Origin of the sequence: Marinobacter sp. LV10MA510-1, from assembly GCF_002563885.1 — a bacterium.
Taxonomy (GTDB): Bacteria; Pseudomonadota; Gammaproteobacteria; order Pseudomonadales; family Oleiphilaceae; genus Marinobacter.
The window spans coordinates 1865895-1885594 of sequence record NZ_PDJA01000001.1 but is presented as its reverse complement, the minus strand read 5'-3'; the positions used below and the strand labels follow the sequence as shown (position 1 = coordinate 1885594).

The following is a 19700-nucleotide window of genomic DNA, read 5'->3' as shown; positions in this document are numbered from 1 at the left end:
ACATGGTAAAAGTTCGCGAAGATTACGCCGTGACCGGCAGCGGTGAAGTAGACATTGCCCACTGTGTGCGTCAGCTGGCCGAGCAGACCCATCTTGAGGATGACAGCCTGTTACGCCAGGCTTGCGAAAGAGCCGCGGCTATTGACCTTAAGGCCTATCGGGAAGACCGACAATGGACCCCCGGCGCCAGCAGTTTCCGCACCGGCATTGAAATGGCTCGAGTGCTGGCAGAGCTGCACCTCGACCAGGCCAGCCTGACGGCTGCTGTGCTGTATCGCGCTGTGCGCGAAGAACGGGTAACGCTAGAAGCCGTGCGTAAAGAGTTTGGCGACGAAGTGGCTGGCCTGATTAACGGCGTGCTGCAGATGGCGGCGATTTCGTCTATCCATCATCCCCTGAAAGGCAATGTTCTGGGCCAGAGCGAAGGCCAGCTCGACAACGTGCGTAAAATGCTGGTGACCATGGTTGACGACGTGCGGGTTGCGCTGATCAAACTCGCTGAGCGCACTTGCGCCATCCGCGGAGTGAAAGACGCATTGCCGGAAAAACGCATGCGAGTTGCGCGGGAAGTATTTGAGATCTATGCCCCGTTGGCGCACCGGCTGGGCATTGGCTATATCAAATGGGAACTGGAAGATCTGTCTTTCCGCTACCTGCACGAAACCGCTTACAAGAAAATTGCCAATCTGTTGGATGAAAAGCGCCTGGATCGGGAAAGCTACATCAAGCGGGCGGTGGCCTCGCTGGAGTCGGAACTGGATAGTGCCGGTATCAAGGGCGATGTGTCGGGCCGGGTCAAGCACATCTACAGTATCTGGCGCAAAATGCGCCGCAAAGGCATTGATTTCAGCCAGGTGTATGACGTGCGCGCCGTGCGTATTCTGGTTCCGGAGGTGCGCGACTGTTACGCCGTGTTGGGTATCGTTCACGGCCTGTGGCGCCACATTCCTAACGAATTTGACGACTACATCGCGAACGTCAAAGAAAACGGTTACCAGTCTTTGCACACCGCGGTCATCGGCCCTGAAGGCAAGGTAATGGAGGTGCAGATCCGCACCCATAAGATGCACGAAGAAGCCGAACTGGGTGTCTGCGCCCACTGGCTTTATAAAGGGACCGACACCAAAAACAAATCCACCAGTTACGATGCCAAAATAAACTGGTTGCGCCAGGTGCTGGAATGGCAAGAAGAGTTGGGCGATTTGTCCGGCTTGGCGGAACACCTGAAATCCGAGGTGACATCCGATCGGGTTTACGTGTTTACGCCTGAGGGCCATGTGGTTGATCTGCCCCAGGGTTCCACCGCCGTAGACTTCGCTTATCGGGTACATACAGAAGTCGGTCACGCTTGCCGAGGCGCGCGCATCAACGGGCGTATCGTGCCCTTGATCTACCCGCTGAAAACCGGCGACCAAGTGTTCATACTGACGTCTAAAAATGCGACACCCAGCCGCGATTGGCTCAACCCCAACCTGGGCTACATTCGCAGTTCGCGCTCCCGCGCCAAGGTCATCAGCTGGTTCAAACAGCAGGATCGCGGTCGTAATATCAGCGATGGCCGTACCATTCTGGACGACGAATTCAAGCGTTTGTCATTGCACGACTGCAATCTGGAACGGCTCGCCAAAAAAGTGAATTACCACAGCGCTGAAGACATGTGTGCGGCCATTGGCGCGGGCGACCTGCGCCCGGCCCAAGTGGCCAATGTGGCCCAGCAAATGCTGGAACCAAAAAATGAACAGCCCGAACTGAAGCTGCGCAAGCAAAGCAAAGCCTACGATACCGAATCTGACATTCGCATTGTGGGTGTGGGCCAATTGAAAACCCAGGTGGCCAAATGCTGCAAGCCTTTGCCAGGTGACGATATTGGCGGCTACATTACCGTTGGCCGCGGTGTGACCGTTCACCGGCAGGACTGCAACACTTACATGGGTCTGGTGGAAACAGAGCCACACCGCATTATCGAGGTCAGTTGGGGCGTGCGCCAAGCCTCGGTATACCCGGTGGATATTAGCGTTGACGCTTATGACCGTTCGGGCCTTTTGCGCGATATCACCCAAGTGCTGTCGGCATCGCGCTGCGATGTGCTGGCGTTACACACTCAGAGCAATCGTGACGACAACACGGCCAACCTGACGGTCACTGTAGAAATCTCCGATCTGGAACAACTGGCCAAACTGCTGTCCCAGATCCGCAACCTGCCCAACGTCATCGAGGCTAAGAGAAAACGCTGATGAGCTATTCGCTGGACGACTTGAAAACCCTGATGGAACGCTTGCGCGATCCAGACACCGGCTGCCCGTGGGATGCCCGCCAGACGTTTGCGTCCATCGTGCCCCACACGCTGGAAGAAGCCTACGAAGTAGCTGACGCCATCGAGCGCAAAGATTACCCCCACTTGGAAGACGAGTTGGGTGACCTGCTGTTCCAGGTCATTTTTTACAGTCAGATCGGGCAGGAATCCCGGCATTTTGATTTTGATTCGGTGGTGGACAATCTGGTGCGTAAGCTGATCCGCCGCCACCCCCACGTGTTTCCCGAAGGCACACTTGAAAGCCGGATCGATCCCCATAACCGCCCGGGCGAAGACTGGATCAAACAGAGCTGGGAGCGCATCAAAGCGGAGGAGCGGTCGCTAAAGTCTGCCCCTGACAGTTCCGGGCCCGCGGGGCGCTTGGACGCAATTGCCCGCACTCTGCCGGCCATGGCGCGAGCTGAAAAACTGCAAAAGCGGGCCGCCCGCCATGGCTTTGACTGGCCCGACATTGGCCCGGTGTTCGATAAGTTGCACGAAGAAATTGATGAACTGAAAGAAGCCTGGCAGGCCGCCAATGACGGCAGCGGCGAACGGGATGCCCTGGAAGATGAGCTGGGCGACGTGATGTTCGTGTGCGTGAATCTGGCGCGCTTTATGAAAGTGAATCCCGAACAGGCTTTGAAACGCACCAATCATAAGTTTGAAGCGCGCTTTCGCGCCATCGAGGCCGAGCTTGCGGCTCAGGGCCGTGATATGGACAGCGAAACCCTGGAGGCGCTGGACGCCATCTGGCAGTCAGTGAAAGGTGTGGAGCGTCAGCGCTGAGGCGGTCAAGCCGCGTAGACTTCGGCAGTGGTTCCTTAGTATCTTAACGAGGAACAAATCTGATGCTGCCCTAAACATGACAAAAGGATGCCAATGTGACTGAATTACATCCGGATTTGCGGGAAAACGTGAGGATGCTGGGAGAGCTGTTAGGGCAGAGTATCCGTCAGCACCCCGGGCAGCAGTGTTTCGACACAATTGAAGAAGTACGAGCTGCCGCCAAAGCGGACCGGCTTCAGGAAAGCGGCTCGGGCCAACGCCTGGTGAATCTGCTGGGCCAGCTGGGCGACGATGAAATCCTGCCGGTGACCCGCGCTTTTAACCAGTTTCTGAACCTGGCCAACCTGGCCGAGCAATATCACGGTATCCGTCGCAATCGCGGTCACAGCGCTGACCTGATGGTGGAATCATTCTCCGAAGTATTCCAGCGTTTGTTAGCCGGCGGCATAAGCGCTGACGAACTGCACCGCCAGGTGGTCAACCTGCGGGTGGAGTTTGTGTTGACAGCCCACCCCACAGAAGTGACTCGCCGCACCCTGATTATGAAGTACGACGACATGTCGGACTGCCTGGAGCAGCTGGACCATCAGGATCTGATGCCCGGCGAGCGCGACGAAATCGTGCGCCGTTTGACCCGACTGATTGCCGAGGCCTGGCACACCGATGAAATTCGCTACGATCGCCCCACCGCGGTAGATGAAGCCAAATGGGGCTTTGCGGTGATCGAAAACAGCCTGTGGACAGCGTTACCAAGATTCCTCGAAAGCCTGGATACCGCTCTGGTCGAAGCCACCGGTAAAGGCCTTCCGCTGCAAGCCACTCCGGTGCGGGTAGCGTCCTGGATGGGCGGTGACCGTGACGGCAACCCTAACGTCACCCACCAGGTTACGCGCAAGGTGTTTTTGCTGGGCCGCTGGATGGCTGCGGATCTGTATATGAAAGACATTACAGCGCTGCGCGCCGAACTGTCTATGTGGCAGGCCAGCGATGAGCTGCGATCAAGGGTAGGCGATACCCGTGAACCTTATCGCCAGATTCTGGGCGAGCTACGCGACCAGCTCAGCCGCACCCGTGACTGGGCCGAAGCCAGTATTAGCGGCGCTGCCGCCGACAGCAACCGCATATTGTTCGCCAACAGTGAGTTCACCGAACCCCTGGAGCTGTGCTACCGCTCACTGGTTGAGTGTGGTCTTGAACACATCGCCAATGGACCGCTACTGGACACTATTCGCCGTGCCCATACCTTTGGCTTGCCATTGAGCCGTCTTGATATTCGCCAGGAAGCGGCCCGTCACGCTGAGGCTGTGGCCGAAATTGTGGGTTATCTGGGGCTTGGGGATTATCAGGCCTGGTCAGAAGTAGAACGTCAGGCGTTTCTGGTGCGCGAGCTTAAAGGCCGTCGCCCGCTGATTCCGCGTAACTGGCAGCCCAGTGAAGCGGTGGAGGAAGTGCTGGCCACCTGCAAGGTGGTGGCCGAGCAAACGCCGCAGGCGTTGGGCTCCTATGTGATTTCCATGGCCAGTAAGCCGTCCGATGTGCTGAACGTTATTCTGCTGCTGCGCGAGGCGGGCATGCAGTACCCGATGGCGGTGGTACCGCTGTTTGAGACATTGAATGACCTGAGCGGTGCGCCGCAAAGCATGACCGAGCTTTATCAGATTGACTGGTATCGCGACTACTGCGACGGCAAGCAGGAAGTCATGATCGGCTATTCCGATTCGTCGAAAGATGCCGGCCAGATGATGGCTGCATGGGCCCAGTACCAAGCCCAGGAAGCGCTGACAAAAGTGGCCGCAGAATACGATATGCGCTTGACCTTGTTCCACGGCCGTGGCGGCACGGTTGGACGTGGAGGCGGCCCGGCTAACCGGGCTATCCTGTCGCAGCCGCCGGGATCGGTCAACGGCAGCTTCCGCATTACCGAGCAGGGCGAGATGATTCGCTTCAAATTCGGTATGCCGGATCTTGCCGTGCAAAGTCTGACGCTCTACACCACTGCGGTCATCGAGGCCACACTGGCGCCGCCGCCCCAGCCCCAAGACAGTTGGCGTGACACCATGAACTGGTTGACTGAACGCTCGTTAAAGGCTTACCGCGACGTGGTGCGGGACGACCCGCAATTTGTGCTTTATTTCCGACAGGTTACCCCGGAGCAGGCGCTGGGCAAACTGGCCTTGGGCAGTCGCCCGGCGCGGCGCAAAGCCGGTGGTGGCGTTGAAAGCCTAAGAGCCATACCCTGGATATTTGCCTGGACTCAAATGCGCCTGATGCTGCCTGCTTGGCTGGGCAGCGACGTAGCTCTGGAAGCAGCCGCCGAAGATCAACGTACAGACCAGTTGCGGGAAATGATGGCGGGTTGGCCGTTTTTCCGCACCTACATCGATATGCTGGAGATGGTTTTGGCAAAGGCCGACCTGCGCATCGCCAGCTATTACGAGCAGACCTTGGTGGACGACCCGGCGTTGCGGGCCCTGGGTGAAAATCTGCGCCAGCGCTTGAGCCGCTGCATTCACCGGGTGCTGGAATTGAAGCAGCAGGACCACCTGCTGGCAGACGAGCCAGTATTTGCTCATTCGATGAATGTGCGCAATCCGTATACCGACCCTTTGCATTATCTGCAGGCCGAACTGCTGCGGCGCGAGCGCCAAAGCGAAGGCACAGGCGAGCATGACGGAAGCCATAGCGGAAAGGTACCGGAACTGGTTGAGCGGGCCCTGAAGGTCACCATGGCCGGCATCTCGGCGGGTATGCGCAACACCGGCTAAGGCGGGCGCTGCGAATATCATCGCCGTTTTTGTAACGCACTTTTCTGGAGTTTCAATTTGCCTTTTGCACCGCGTATTGAGCCGTTTTCGGCCCGCAAAGGGCCATTGGCAGCAGAGCTGACGCTGGATGACGTTGCCGCCAGGCTGCAGAAGCTGTACCGACTGCCGCCGATGCCGGCCCTGGCTTTACGGATTCTGGAGCTGACGGCCAATCCGGAGGCGACCGCAAAACAGTTGGCCGAGGTGATTGAGCTAGACCCAAGCATGACCGCGCAGCTGATACGTTACGCCCGTTCCGCACTGCTCGGCTATCGCGGCCAGATCAATTCGGTGCAAGACGCGGTCGCCCGGGTGCTGGGATTTGAGCGGGTTGCCCACGTGGCTATGGGTATTGCCGCGGTAAAAGCCTTTGATGTGCCCCGCGAAGGCCCGTTGGGGATTGATCAATTCTGGCGCCATTCCTTGTATTGTGCTTTTTTGAGCGCCAGCCTGGCCCGCCGCTGCGGAGCCGAACCCGGTATGGCCTATATGTGCGGGCTTTTGCATAATTTTGGGCTACTGCTTATCGGGCACCTGTTGCCGGCAGAGTACGCTCGCCTCAGCGAGTTGCGTGAAACGCAGCCAGAAGCCAGTATGCAACAATTGGAGCAGCAGATATTCGGCGGTGCTGACCAATCCATGGTGGCAGTGGGCCACGGCACTATCGGTGGTGTTCTTCATCGGCTGTGGAATTTGCCGGGGCCCGTTATAAAAGCGGCCGCCATGCACCAGCGCGGCGAATACAGCGGCGAGCATCAGCTTTATGTAAACGCGGTCATGCTGGCAAATGCTCTTCTTAAAGACATCGGTATCGGTGATGAACTTGTCCCTGACGATACCGACGCTCTTGCCGCAAGGCTGGGCCTGGAACAGCGCGATCTGGAACAGGCCTTTGCGGAAGTTGCCGATGTGGCCGACGATCTTGACGCCATGGCGGCGGCGCTAAGTTAACGGCAGGCTTTATTTCGGTATTCCACTGTATACAAACGGGCATGATACTGAGGTCGGCTTTCGCTTGACGGCTCGACTTCGTATAATGCGCCACCCTTAAGCCTTAACTCGGGTAAAAAAGCAGAGAGGCTGCGGCAAAGGCATGTGTTTTTGCCATAGCTTTTTCAATTTAGTCATTATTTCAGGAGCATAAACTATGCGTATCATCATGTTGGGCGCCCCGGGCGCCGGTAAGGGTACACAGGCTCAGTTCATAACAGAGCGTTTCGATATTCCTCAGATCTCCACCGGTGACATGCTGCGCGCTGCGGTCAAGGCCGAGTCGGATCTGGGCAGTAAGGTCAAGGAAGTCATGGCCTCGGGTGGATTGGTGTCAGACGACATCATCATCGCTTTGATTGACGAGCGTATTCAGAAAGTGGACTGCAAAAACGGCTTTCTGCTCGACGGCTTTCCGCGCACCATTCCTCAGGCTGAAGCGCTTAAAAATCAGGGCATCGCTATTGATTACGTGGTTGAAATCACCGTTGCCGATGAAGAAATTGTCAGCCGCCTGTCAGGCCGACGCGTGCACGAAGGCAGTGGTCGTATTTATCATGTGAAATTCGATGCCCCAAAAGTGGAAGGCGAAGACAACGAAACCGGCGAAGCGTTGATTCAGCGTGAAGACGATAGCGAAGAAACCGTGCGCAAACGCCTGGGTATCTATCACCAGCAGACCGCTCCGCTTATCGGTTACTACAAGGGTTGGGCTGCCAAAGATGCGGACAGCGCGCCACGTTATGTTCAAGTTGAAGGCATTGGCAGTCTGGACGATATTCGCGCCCAGATCAGCGCCAAGCTGAAGTAAGCCGATGAAATTACTGGCACTGGACACCTCGGCCGCAGGCTGCTCGGCGGCTCTCTGGCTGGGCAGTGCAGAAGCGGGTTTAGCCTATGAGCGTTTTGAAATTGCGCCACGGGGCCATACCCGTTTGCTGATGCCTATGGTTCGCAGCCTGTTGCAGGAACACGGGCTGGAGCCTGCTGATCTTGATGCAGTCGCTTTCGCCTGCGGGCCGGGGTCGTTTACCGGGTTGCGTATTGCCACCGGCGTGGTGCAAGGCCTGGCTTGGGGGCTGAACATACCGGTCATACCGGTGTCATCGCTGGCGGCCGTGGCCTTGGATGCCTTGATCCAGGCCGGCGCCACTCAAGGCCAGCGCGTGGCGGTGGCCTTTGACGCACGGATGGGCGAGGTGTATTGGGGCTGTTATCAGCTGCTTGATGGCGCACCGGTACTGCTCGGAAAAGAGCGGGTTTGCGCACCCTCTGCGCTGGCAATGCCGGCAGCAGAAAGCTCTGCTGGCGACGTTGAAGGTGCTCATGCCAGAGCCGACGACGCCGATTGGCTTGGTGCCGGTTCCGGTTGGGCTTTGAGTGAACAGATGCCCGAGGCTGTGACCTCTGCGTTGGTGGCCTTGCCCAGCATTGATTTGGTGCCAAGAGCTGCGTGCGTTGCCCGCATGGCCGCCAAACAGTTTGCCGCGGGTGCCGGTGTGTCGGCACAGCAGGCTCAGCCTGTGTACCTGCGCGACGAAGTAACCTGGCAAAAACTGCCTGGCCGCAAGTAATGCAGGTTTCTCTGGCTGTAAATCTGGCCGTAGCCTGCTCGGCACTAGGCGATAAGCACCGTGCGCAGGAATTGGCCACAGAGCTCGGCGTGTCGCTGGTAGCCGCTACAGATCCGCGCCGCGTAACAAGCGTTCCTTTGCTGGTGACCCTGGATGAGCAAGGGCTAGCTTTGCAGCTGACGGGTAAGGGCGCGCCAGGCCCCGTTCGGGTCGAATTCGTCAGCGGCAAAATGGGTTTTCGTCGCGAACACGGCGGTGGCACCGGGCAACTGGTGGCGCGGGCTGTGGGCCTGCATAAAACGCGCACCCCTTTGCACGTGCTGGATGCCACCGCAGGCTTGGGCCAAGACGCGTTTATTCTGGCGGGCCTGGGCTGCCGGTTGACTCTGTTTGAACGCCACCCCGTCATTCACGCTTTGCTGCAAGACGGCTTGGCCCGCGCCGCACTCAATGTTGAGTGCGCGCCGGTGGTTGCGCGCATGGACCTGCGCGCCGGCAGCAGTCTCGATTTTCTAAGCCAGGTCGAATCCTGCGAGCCGGAACACGCGTTGGCGGATGTCATTTATCTGGACCCAATGTTTCCCCACCAGGACAAAACCGCTCTGGTGAAAAAAGAAATGCAGGTGTTCCGCCATCTGGTGGGGCAGGATGAAGACACGTCACAGTTGCTTCAGCTGGCGTTAAACGCCGCGCGCTACCGTGTGGTGGTCAAACGCCCGCGCAAAGCTCCGGCTATAGATGGCGCAACACCCACCACCCGGGTAGAAGGCAAGAGCAGTCGCTACGATATCTACAGTTTACGGGCTCTACCCTGAACCCCTGCCTTTAAATTCCCATGCGGGTAACGTTTTCAATGGCTAGCTGTTTTTCCACGCTGAGCACCAGTCGGGCATCTTTGGCGACTTCGTCCAGACTGCCGTCGTAATAAATCACCCCGTGTTCGTCGGTGCTAATCACCTTGTTACTCTGCAATGCGCTGATAAATTGGCGAAACAGGTTCTTGTCAAAAAATTCTGGTGCGTTCAAGCCAAACAGAATGGACATGCGCTCGGCTAAAAGAGTGCTTTGCTCCTCCAGTGCCTCTGTGGTGATTTTACCTGAGCCGTAGCGGCGTAATATGCCCACCACAATGTGATAGCGCTCCAGCGTCTGGATGATAAACCGCGACAGTAAGCGGAGCCGTACCATGGCATCAGTGCCGTCAACCGGTCGTGCAATCCGCCCATCTTCTTGCTTTAGCAAAAGGCCCTGGGCGATCAGAACGTCCAGCCAGCGGTTAATAATATGGGTGACCTGCTCATCGCCCTGGTATTTCAGGAACAGCTCGTTCTGCAAATAGGGATAGGCGATGCTGGCCAGAGACACAATGTTTTCCCGCGCCAGTGAATGGCGGTTTTCAAACAGGCAGGCAATCAGTGAGGGCAGGGCAAACAGGTGCTGAATGTTGTTGCGATAATAGGTCATCAGGGTCGCGTTACTGCCTTGCAGAACGATAATGTCCCCCAGCTTTTGCGGCTGACGGCCCACCAGCCCCATGGCTTCGGAATACGCCAGCCAGTCGCTGCCGCTGCCGTCGGGCAGGGTTACTGTGTCGGCATAGGGGCAGGCTCGCAGCAGGTCTGCGCACTGGTCCATCAAACGAACCAGCTGGGTTTCACCCATGGCCGGGCGCTCGTTGCCCAGCAGCACGGTTGCGGTCATGCCAATGGGATTAACCGCAACCGCCGCATTGATGTTCTGCGCGATTCGCGCAGACAACGCGCTGACGGCCTGGTTCAGCCAGGGTGGCCGGTACTCATCAACATAGGATAGTTCGCGCCAGTCGCTCTGAGTGCGGTCCAGCACCTCGGCCAGGGGGATGGCGTCGCCGAAATTGAGGGCAACCCGGCCGAAAGATTTATTGAGTTTGCGTACGGTTTTGGCCAGGCCAAACACGCTTTCTTTAGGTTTTTTCTTGCCCCGTAGCTCGCCCAGATAGGAACGGCCTTCCATCACTTTTTCATAGCCCACGTAAACCGGTACAAACACAATAGGTTTCTTATGATTGCGCAAAAAGCTGCGCACCGTCATTGCCAGCATACCGGGCCGCGGCTGCAGCATTCGGCCGGTGCGGCTGCGGCCGCCCTCAACGAAGTATTCCAACGAGTAGCCGCGGGTCAGCATCACGTGCATGTATTCGTTGAACACGGTGGCGTAGAGCGGGTTGTCGCGAAAGCTGCGGCGCATAAAAAAGGCACCGCCGCGGCGCAGTATGGGCCCTACTAACGGCATATTCAGGTTGATGCCCGCCGCTATGTGCGGTGGTACCAGGCCATTCTGATAAAGCACGTATGACAGCAGCAGGTAGTCAATGTGGGAGCGATGGCAGGGCACGTAAACAACCGCGTTGTCGCGGGCAACGTCTCTGACAGCCTGAATGTTATTCACCGAAACGCCGTTATAAATGCGATTCCACAGCCAGGTCAGTAACACGTCCATAACGCGGACGGTCGCTACCGACATGTTGGCGGCGATTTCGTCGGCGTATTTGTAGGCTTTGAGCTGCACTTTGTCTTCGGCCATGTTTTGCTGCGAGGCTATGTCACGGATGGCCTGTTTGACAGCCTGTGTGCGCAACAGATCTTCGACCAGTGTGCGGCGGTGTGACAGGTCTGGCCCTAATACGGCCTGGCGAACCCGGCGGAAATGAGTGCGCAGTAGCCTCGCCAGTTTGCGGCTGGCCAGTTCTTCGCTGTTGCGATATTCCTCCAGCAGCGGCTGCAGGCGCAGCGCTTTGTCGAACTGCACGTAAGTGTTGCGGCCGTGCACCAGAATGATCAAAAACTTTTGCAAGCGGCCCGCCACAGACCAGCTGTCTGACAGCAACAGTTTGAATAGCGATTTTTCTTTGTCTGGCGAGCGCCCCCAGAGCAGCGATACTGGAACAATGTGCCAGTCTTGATCGGGGTTTTTGATCGCGTGCCGAACCACCGCCTTGAAGTCGTCAGTGGCCACCGGCGTTTGGCGCCCGCCCCGAAGTAGCCTGCCTGCGCGGCGGTAAAGAAAAACAAACCAGGGCAGGGCAGCAGACCTGGGCGCTTTCTTGCGAGTATCGTGGGGTAAACCTGCGCGCAGGACTTCTTGCTCTAATACCAGGCGACTGGACAGCGAGCTGTACTGCAATACGTAACACACGGGCTGCTGCGGGTTCAGGCCCAGAGCTTCGGGCGTGGCACCGGTAACCTGAGTGCGCACCCAAAGAAACAGGATTTTTCGAAAAATGGCGAGAATCAGGCGGCGAATGCCCTGGAAAAATGCCATGGGGGGTGTTGCTCCGTAGAAATTCAGCTGTTGAGTTTACCGGCTTGGAGCCCGCCGGAAAAGCGGCTCGCCATTCTGTGCTGACGGCGCAGGCGCTGTCTGTGCTTTGGCTGCAGGCGCTATGATACATTAAAGCCATCAATCTCAGTGCCGGTGCGAACATCGTGCACCGGTGTCATATCAGGATCGAGTTTTAACCATGCCTCAGAGAAACGTTCCAGCCTATCAGCGCATCCGCGAGCAAAGTGGTCGCGAGCTTGAAGTAAATTGGGTTGCGGGTTGGGGGCCTCAGCCGTTGCAGGCTGGTGACTGGGTGTTGCGGGTCAGCGGCGATATGGTGCTGAAACCCACCAGCGGCTGGTTGCAGCAGTTAGCCGCCGATGAGGTAGCCTCGCTGTCCGCCAGTGCGGTTTCGCTGGGCCAGCTTCAGGGCCGGCCGCTGTTTGTGGTCAGCCAGACAGACGGTGCCCTGGCAGGCCTGGAGCCCTTGTTGCTGCGCGACGTGATCTTGCACACCGATGACGCCCCGGTAGCGCTGGTCAGCATCGCCGTGCAACTAGCGCGCTGGTGGCGCGATCACCGGTTTTGCGGGCGTTGTGGCACGTCCACCGTCATTCACGCCCGCGAACGCGCACGTTGGTGTCAAAATTGCGAAATACCCTGGTATCCGCGGGTTGCCCCGTGCGTGATTGTGGTTATTCGCCGCGGCGAACGCATGCTGCTGGCGCGTTCGTCCCGCACGCGCAGGCCCATGTACAGCCTGATTGCGGGCTTTGTTGAGCCCGGTGAAAGCCTGGAGCAAGCGGTGGCCCGTGAGGTCAAGGAAGAAACTGGTTTGCAGGTAACCAATATACGCTATCGGCTGTCACAGCCCTGGCCGTTTCCTCATCAGTTGATGGCCGGTTTTTTTGCCGACTATGATGGTGGTGAATTGGTGTTGCAGCAGGATGAGCTGGCAGACGCCGGCTGGTTTGTGCCAGGTCACACGCCGCCCGTGCCGCCATTAACCACCATTTCCGGGCAGCTGATTCATGAGATGTCTGAGGAAATTCTGGCGCACATTGCGGACAGGACGAATCGGTGAACGAAGTGTCGCCCCCCAGTGTGCTGGTGTTTGACTCTGGCGTAGGCGGGCTCAGCGTGGCTGCCAGCATTCGGCGCCTTTGCCCGCAATTACCTATTGTGTACCTGGCAGACAACGCAGGATTTCCCTATGGCGACAAACTCGAAGCGGAGGTTGTAAAGCGTACTTGCAGCCTGGTCACCAGCGCTTTGGCAGAGTTTGATTGCCATATTGTGGTTATAGCCTGCAACACTGCCAGCACGGCGGCGTTGCCGGCGTTGCGCCAATGTGTATCGCAGGCGGTTGTGGGTGTGGTGCCAGCCATCAAGCCGGCGGCGGCGATCAGTGTTAATCGCCGTATCGGGATACTGGCGACTCCGGCCACCGTGGCAAGGGCGTATCTGGACCAGCTGATTGCGGATTACGCTTCTGACTGCCAGGTGTGCCGTATTGGGCAGCCAAATCTGGTGCATTGGGCGGAGGCGCTGGCGCGGGGCGAACGTGTATCGCACGAGCAGCTGGCTGACGTTCTGGCTCCGTTTGAGCTCGCAGGGGTAGACACGGTGGTATTGGGTTGCACTCATTATCCACTGCTGCTGCCTGCTTTGACGCAGGCAGCGCCCGGTGTGCGGTTTTGGGTCGACAGTGGTGATGCCATCGCGCGCAGGGTAGAGCAGTTGCTCGTTTCCTTAAAATCAGCGCAACCGCAAGCGCTCACATTGCAGGTGCAGCCGGGCATACCGCCAAAGCCTTTGCAGCAGGCGCTGTTCACCGCGTCAGTGCCCCTCGGAATCGAACATTTCATGACCGACCTTGGCCTTGCTCCCGGTGCTATAGTTGGTTTGTGGAAGCGTATTTAAAGCCGGCGTAAGCTCGCAATTTGCCGTCTTGTTGACGTCATTTTTTGCAACTTTGCCACACGTTCACGTTAATTAGTACGTTCGTCTAATTCAACAAAAGGCCATCGGCGTGGTGAACTGTAGCTAACTATAGGTATCCCGATGGCGGGCCGTTAGGTTCGCTCGCTCTGAATTTCAAACCCATAATGACAATAGACCAGGAAAAAGGGGAGCAACATGACTGATAAGCAGGTGTATCCGGTAACCCCGGAAGTGGCACAACACGCGCTCATTAATAAAGATCAGTATCAGGCAATGTACAAGCAGTCCATCGAAAACCCGGATCAGTTCTGGGCCGAGCATGGCAAGCGCGTAGACTGGATCAAGCCGTTTACCAAAGTCAAAAACACCACTTACGATTACAATGCGCTGTCTATCAAGTGGTTTGAAGATGGCGAACTGAACGCGTCTGCCAACTGCCTGGACCGCCATCTGGAAAGCCGTGGCGACCAGACCGCCATCATTTTTGAAGGCGATGACCCTTCGGACTCCCGCAACGTCAGCTACCGGGAACTGCACGAGCAGGTGTGCAAATTTGCCAACGTGCTAAAAAGCCAGGGTGTTAAAAAAGGCGATGTGGTCACCATTTACATGCCGATGATCGTTGAAACCGCTGTGGTTATGTTGGCGTGTACCCGTATTGGCGCAATCCATTCGGTGGTCTTTGGCGGCTTTTCTCCAGAAGCGGTTGCCTCCCGGGTGGTTAATGGCAAATCCAGCATCGTGATTACCGCCGATGAAGGCCTTCGTGCCGGCCGCAAAATCCCGCTTAAAAAGAACGTCGACGCGGCGCTTAAAAACGACGGTCGCCATACCGTAAAAACCGTTATTGTGGTCACTCGTACCGGCGGTGATATCGCTTGGAAAGAAGGCCGCGACCAGCGTTATGAAGACCTGATGGCCAAGGCTTCGGCAGACTGCAAGCCCGAGCCCATGAACGCCGAAGACCCACTGTTCATGCTGTACACCTCCGGTTCTACCGGAGAGCCTAAAGGTGTGTTGCACACCACCGGTGGTTATCTGGTGTACGCCTCCATGACTCATCAATACATTTTTGATTATCACGATGGTGATGTGTACTGGTGCACCGCCGACTTCGGTTGGGTTACCGGCCACAGCTACATTCTGTATGGCCCTTTGGTCAACGGTGCCACGACGCTGCTGTTTGAGGGTGTGCCCAACTATCCGGACAGCTCGCGTATGGGCCAGGTGGTCGACAAGCACCAGGTGAATATTCTGTATACCGCGCCCACAGCCATTCGATCACTCATGGCCCAGGGCGAAAGCTGCATGGATGGCACCGATCGCAGCAGCCTGAGAATTCTGGGTTCGGTCGGTGAACCCATCAACCCGGAAGCCTGGGAGTGGTACCACCGGGTCATGGGCAACGGCAAATGCCCGATTGTAGATACCTGGTGGCAAACCGAAACCGGCGGTATCCTGATCTCCCCTCTGCCGGGCGCTACCGATTTGAAACCGGGCTCTGCGACCGTGCCATTCTTTGGTATTCAGCCGGCCCTGGTAGACGCCGAAGGCACGTTGCTGGAAGGCGAAGCCGAAGGCAATCTGGTGATTATGGACAGCTGGCCCGGGCAGATGCGCACCATTTATGGTGACCATGAGCGTTTCATTCAGACCTACTTCAGCGCTTACAAAGGCATGTACTTTACCGGTGACGGTGCCCGCCGTGACGCCGATGGTTACTACTGGATTACCGGCAGAGTTGACGACGTGCTGAACGTATCTGGCCACCGCCTGGGGACCGCCGAGGTAGAAAGTGCCATGGTGTCCCATCCGAAAGTCGCGGAAGCGGCGGTGGTAGGTTACCCCCACGACATCAAAGGGCAGGGCATCTACGTATATGTTACGTTGATGCAGGGCGAAGAGCCGACCGACGAGTTGAAAAAAGAGCTGGTACAGTGGGTGCGCAAAGAAATTGGCCCCATTGCCTCTCCGGATGTGATTCAGTGGGCAACGGGCTTGCCAAAAACCCGATCAGGCAAGATCATGCGCCGTATTTTGCGTAAGATTGCTGCCAACGAGTACGATCAGTTGGGCGACACCTCCACACTGGCGGATCCAAGCGTCGTTGACGATCTGATCAGCAGCCGTCAGTTAAAGTAGCCATCAGTCAAAGCAATCGACCGGCGAGCGCCGGGCACCTCAAGGATACCGTGGAATGGCACAAACAATTATTGTCGCGGACGATCACCCGCTGTTTCGGGCAGCATTGAAGCAGGCGGTGAACCAGGCAGTACCCGATGCTCTTACCGTAGAGGTCGACAGCATCAAGGCGCTGCAAGCGGCGATAGAGGCTCACCCGGATGCCGATCTGGTGTTACTGGACCTGAACATGCCGGGTGCTCACGGCTTCTCTGGGTTGGTGTTCATGCGCGGGCAGTATCCTGGCTTGCCGGTGGTGGTGGTGTCGGGTTCGGAGCAGTTGCAGGTAGTGCGCCGTTCAATCGACTATGGTGCGTCTGGCTTCATTCCGAAATCGGCGCCGCTGCCCACCATCACCAAGGCCATTCAGGACGTACTGCAGGGTGATGTATGGTTGCCTGAGGGCGCCGCGGACAAAATCGAACGCATGCATTCAGATGCCACCGATTTTTCCGAGAAACTGGCGTCACTCACACCACAGCAGTTTCGTGTGTTGGGTATGTTGGCCGAAGGCCTGCTGAATAAGCAGATCGCTTACGATCTGGAGGTGTCTGAAGCCACAATCAAAGCCCACATTACGGCGGTTTTCCGCAAACTGGGCGTGCGTAATCGCACCCAGGCTGTGATTGCCATTCAGCAGATGGAGATTGACCCGTCGGAGCAGTCGCTCTCGGGCAGCTAACCAAAACGGATAACAAAAAGCCGACGTGCTGTCACAGCCGTCGGCTTTTTTGTTTCTTTCTGTTTTTGTTCGGCGCCGTATGTTCAGCCTTTGGCGGCGTAGCCCAATCCTTTATCAACGCGATTGAACACCTCTTTATTCTGGTGCCAGCGATCAAAGTTCTGCAGGAACTGATCCACCAGAGCCCGCCGCCAGCCAATAAAATCGCCGGCCATATGGGCCGTCATGATTACGTTTTCCCGATCCCATAGCGGATGGTCGGCCGGCAGCGGTTCTTCTTCAAACACGTCCAACGCGGCACCGGCAATCTGACCCTGTTCCAAAGCGGCGATCAGGTCATCGGTTTTAACAATCGGGCCGCGACCAATGTTGATCAGGCGTGCGCTTTTTCGCATCGCGGCAAAGGCGGCGCTGTCAAAAAGGCCCTCGGTTTGTGGTGTCAGCGGTGCCGCAATGACCACGTAATCGGCTTTGCCAAGTTGCTCATGGAGCTGATCGTTGGCGTGTACCGCAACGAAGTCTGCATCTTGCGGGCGGGCGCTGCGGGCGATGCCATGGGGGTTCATGCCGATGGCCTTCGTTAGACGGGCAATTTGTCGACCGATGGAGCCGGCACCCACCACCAGCACGTGTTTGCCTTCTGCTCTTTCCGTGTCGCGGTGCTGCCAGCGATGCGCTGACTGAAATCGCAACGATGCCGGGAAGTCTTTGGCAAACATGAGAATGGTGCACAATACATACTCGGCAATCGTGCGATCGAAAATGCCGCGGGCGTTGGTGACCATCACCTTGCTGCTCACCAGCGCCGGAAACATAAGCGCATCCACGCCGGCGCTGGTGGCGTGAATCCAACGCAGCTCATTGGCGCAGTGCCAGGCGGCTTCCAGCGCTTCTGTGCGAAAATCAGTGACCAACATCACCGAGGTACCGGGCAAGGTGTTCTTCAGTGTTCTCTCGTCCCAGGCGTGACGTATTTCTACTCGCGACCGCAACGCATGTAACCCCTCGGGTTGCGGATCACCGGGCGCAGTCAGAATGGTAATCACCGGTTTTTTCTGTGTGGCCATGAGTGTTTTTCCCTTGAACCCTGGTGCGTGAATGGATTAACGAGTGTGCTTACAGTCTGGACAGCGCATAGGCTGGGGTCAACCTGTAGATGCGTGCTTGTAGAGCCTGCCTAACGAGGCTAACCTGCAGTTACAGCGGAATTTTCCGTCTCACGTCGTCGCAGCTTGCAGGAGATAACTTATGGTGGCGTCCGCCAACCACGAAAGCGGCCAGGCTAGAAGCAGAACCGTCAAATACCGCAAAACCAAAGCCAGCTGGAACCCTGCGATGCAGGCGGTTCCCATACCCGGTATTCGTCGCATGGTGAATCTGGCGGCCACCATGAAAGACGTGATTCATCTGTCCATTGGCCAGCCAGATCTACCCACGCCCAAACACATCATTGACGCTTACGTAGATGCTCTTCATGCCGGCCAAACCGGCTACACCATGGATGCGGGCTTGCCAGAATTGGTAACGGCTTTGCGCGACTATTACAGCAAACGTTACAACCGCAAGCTTACTCGCGACAATATCCTGGTGACCAATGGCGCCACCGAAGCCATGTACCTGGCTATAGCCGCAACCGCCGCACCCGGGCGTCAGTTTCTGGTGACAGATCCGTCTTTTCTGCTGTATGCACCGCTGATCCGTATGAACGGTGGCGAGGTGAAATATGTGCCGACTCACGTGGAAAACAACCACCAGTTAGATCCAAACGACGTTATCCGAGCGATTGGGCCGCGCACCTACGCGATGATTCTGAATAATCCGAACAACCCCACCGGAGCGGTGTATCCGCGTTCAACCGTGGAAGCCATCTTGGAAGAATGTGCCTATCGCGGCATTCAGGTTTATGCCGACGAGGTTTACGATCACCTGATTTTTGATGACGATGAATTTGCCAGTGTTTTAACCTGCGCGGTGGATCTGGACAACATCATGTGCATCAGCAGTTTCTCCAAAACTTACAGCATGGCGGGCCTTAGAGTTGGCTGGGTAATCTCCAGCCAAGCGGCCATCAAGTCGCTGCGGCGCTATCACATGTTTACCACGTCGGTGGCGAACACGCCGGCCCAGTTCGCCGGTGTGGCAGCATTAACCGGCGATCAGCAATGCGTAAAGAACATGGTCGATATTTACCGCGAGCGTCGCGACAAGGTTGTTGAACTGATCGCCCAGACGCCGCATTTGACCGGCTACAAGCCGGGTGGGGCTTTCTATGCCTTTCCGGATTTACCCCCCCATGTGGATGGCACCGACTTGGCGTTGCGAATGCTAAAAGAAACCGGGGTCTGTGCCGTGCCCGGAGATTCCTTTGGCGAGGGCTGCACCAATGCCCTGCGTTTCAGCTTTTCAACCACCTGTGAAAAGCTGGATGCAGCATTTGACCGTATCATTCCGTGGATGGCAAAGCAGAATTTCTAGCTTTTTTGTCGGCGCAACAATAATGCCAAGCGGGACTTGCCCGCTTGGCAACCGTGGGTCAGGATAGAGCCCGAACCCACGGAGGCAACATTAATGATCGGATTTTCGAACACCACACGCTGGTTGTGCATTGTTTTGCTGGCCGTTCTGGCCAGCGGTTGCGCCAGCCTTTCTCCTTACGCAGTGTCCGAAGGTGAGCTTGAACGCCACCTGCAGGATGCTGTGCGCGATTATGATCGCAAGCAGTTGCAAAACGGCTCGCCATTAAGTCTGAGCTTGAATGACGCGGACATCACCCTTGGCCCTGACGGTCGTGACGTAGTCGTAATAGGGTTGAAGGGCCAAGTAGCTCTCAATGTGTTGATGGCAAAACTGCCAGTGGATATCTCGTTGAAGCTTGAAGGTGCTCCGGTTTATGACAGCGCTGAAAAGGCGGTGTATCTTCGTCGTTTACAATTATTGGAAAGCAACGTTGAATCACCACTGTTCCGCGGTGACCTTAAGCCCGTTACCGACACGGTTATGCGGGTAGTGGCGCAAATGCTGGAAACCATGCCGATATATCGCTTAGACGATAGCAGCATGGCCCAGCGACTGTTTGGCATGGTGCCCATGGATATCCGCTTAGCGCCAGGCCGGCTTGAGTTTGTTATGGCCGACTAGGCACA

At 57.0% G+C, this 19700-nt stretch carries 15 protein-coding genes; 13 read left to right on the top strand and 2 right to left on the bottom strand.

Going from position 1 to position 19700, the window contains the following annotated elements; translation table 11 throughout:
• Positions 1–2: 2 nt before the first annotated feature.
• The 7 genes from relA to ATI45_RS08995 all read left to right on the top strand — a co-directional run bounded on the left by relA (position 3) and on the right by ATI45_RS08995 (position 9265).
• Positions 3–2234, top strand: a complete 2232-nt coding sequence (gene relA, locus ATI45_RS09025) for a GTP diphosphokinase (RefSeq protein WP_098419198.1) — start codon at positions 3–5, stop codon at positions 2232–2234.
• A complete protein-coding gene (gene mazG / locus ATI45_RS09020) occupies positions 2234–3082 on the top strand; it encodes a nucleoside triphosphate pyrophosphohydrolase (RefSeq protein WP_098419197.1) in 849 nt (282 codons plus the stop codon). The genes relA and mazG overlap by 1 nt, the downstream gene beginning before the upstream one ends.
• Before the next feature lie 95 nt (positions 3083–3177).
• Positions 3178–5847 carry a phosphoenolpyruvate carboxylase gene (gene ppc / locus ATI45_RS09015; protein WP_098419196.1) on the top strand — a complete coding sequence of 890 codons (2670 nt, stop codon included), beginning with the start codon at positions 3178–3180 and terminating at the stop codon, positions 5845–5847.
• A gap of 57 nt (positions 5848–5904) precedes the next feature.
• Positions 5905–6837, top strand: coding sequence for an HDOD domain-containing protein (locus ATI45_RS09010; RefSeq protein WP_228735957.1), 933 nt, complete (start codon positions 5905–5907; stop codon positions 6835–6837).
• A gap of 196 nt (positions 6838–7033) precedes the next feature.
• Positions 7034–7687 carry an adenylate kinase gene (gene adk / locus ATI45_RS09005; protein WP_098419195.1) on the top strand — a complete coding sequence of 218 codons (654 nt, stop codon included), beginning with the start codon at positions 7034–7036 and terminating at the stop codon, positions 7685–7687.
• A 4-nt stretch (positions 7688–7691) separates the two neighbouring features.
• On the top strand, positions 7692–8450 hold the full coding sequence (gene tsaB / locus ATI45_RS09000; protein WP_098419194.1) for a tRNA (adenosine(37)-N6)-threonylcarbamoyltransferase complex dimerization subunit type 1 TsaB: 759 nt from the start codon (positions 7692–7694) through the stop codon (positions 8448–8450).
• Positions 8450–9265 (top strand): class I SAM-dependent methyltransferase, encoded by an 816-nt coding sequence (locus ATI45_RS08995; RefSeq protein WP_179888010.1) that lies wholly within the window; start codon positions 8450–8452, stop codon positions 9263–9265. Before tsaB ends, ATI45_RS08995 begins: the two co-directional genes overlap by 1 nt.
• A gap of 10 nt (positions 9266–9275) precedes the next feature.
• Here the strand turns inward: ATI45_RS08995 and plsB are convergent, their stop codons facing one another.
• Positions 9276–11750, bottom strand: coding sequence for a glycerol-3-phosphate 1-O-acyltransferase PlsB (gene plsB, locus ATI45_RS08990; protein ID WP_098419193.1), 2475 nt, complete (start codon positions 11748–11750; stop codon positions 9276–9278).
• Between the two features lie 199 nt (positions 11751–11949).
• Between plsB and nudC the strand changes: the two genes are divergently transcribed.
• The 4 genes from nudC to ATI45_RS08970 all read left to right on the top strand — a co-directional run bounded on the left by nudC (position 11950) and on the right by ATI45_RS08970 (position 16557).
• Entirely contained in the window at positions 11950–12834 is an 885-nt protein-coding gene (gene nudC, locus ATI45_RS08985; RefSeq protein ID WP_098419192.1) for an NAD(+) diphosphatase, read from the top strand.
• Positions 12831–13673 (top strand): glutamate racemase, encoded by an 843-nt coding sequence (gene murI / locus ATI45_RS08980; protein ID WP_098419191.1) that lies wholly within the window; start codon positions 12831–12833, stop codon positions 13671–13673. The genes nudC and murI overlap by 4 nt, the downstream gene beginning before the upstream one ends.
• 216 nt (positions 13674–13889) lie before the next feature.
• Positions 13890–15836 (top strand): acetate--CoA ligase, encoded by a 1947-nt coding sequence (gene acs / locus ATI45_RS08975; RefSeq protein ID WP_098419190.1) that lies wholly within the window; start codon positions 13890–13892, stop codon positions 15834–15836.
• Positions 15837–15891: 55 nt separating this feature from the next.
• Positions 15892–16557 carry a LuxR C-terminal-related transcriptional regulator gene (locus ATI45_RS08970; protein ID WP_098419189.1) on the top strand — a complete coding sequence of 222 codons (666 nt, stop codon included), beginning with the start codon at positions 15892–15894 and terminating at the stop codon, positions 16555–16557.
• 83 nt (positions 16558–16640) lie between these two features.
• Here ATI45_RS08970 and ATI45_RS08965 read toward each other — a convergent pair whose 3' ends face one another.
• Positions 16641–17624, bottom strand: a complete 984-nt coding sequence (locus ATI45_RS08965) for a D-2-hydroxyacid dehydrogenase (protein WP_098419188.1) — start codon at positions 17622–17624, stop codon at positions 16641–16643.
• Positions 17625–17805: 181 nt separating this feature from the next.
• Here ATI45_RS08965 and ATI45_RS08960 point away from each other — a divergent pair, with 181 nt between their 5' ends.
• Both ATI45_RS08960 and ATI45_RS08955 read left to right on the top strand, forming a co-directional pair.
• Entirely contained in the window at positions 17806–19032 is a 1227-nt protein-coding gene (locus ATI45_RS08960; RefSeq protein WP_098419187.1) for a pyridoxal phosphate-dependent aminotransferase, read from the top strand.
• A gap of 93 nt (positions 19033–19125) precedes the next feature.
• Positions 19126–19695, top strand: coding sequence for a DUF1439 domain-containing protein (locus ATI45_RS08955; RefSeq protein ID WP_098419186.1), 570 nt, complete (start codon positions 19126–19128; stop codon positions 19693–19695).
• Positions 19696–19700 lie beyond the last annotated feature (5 nt).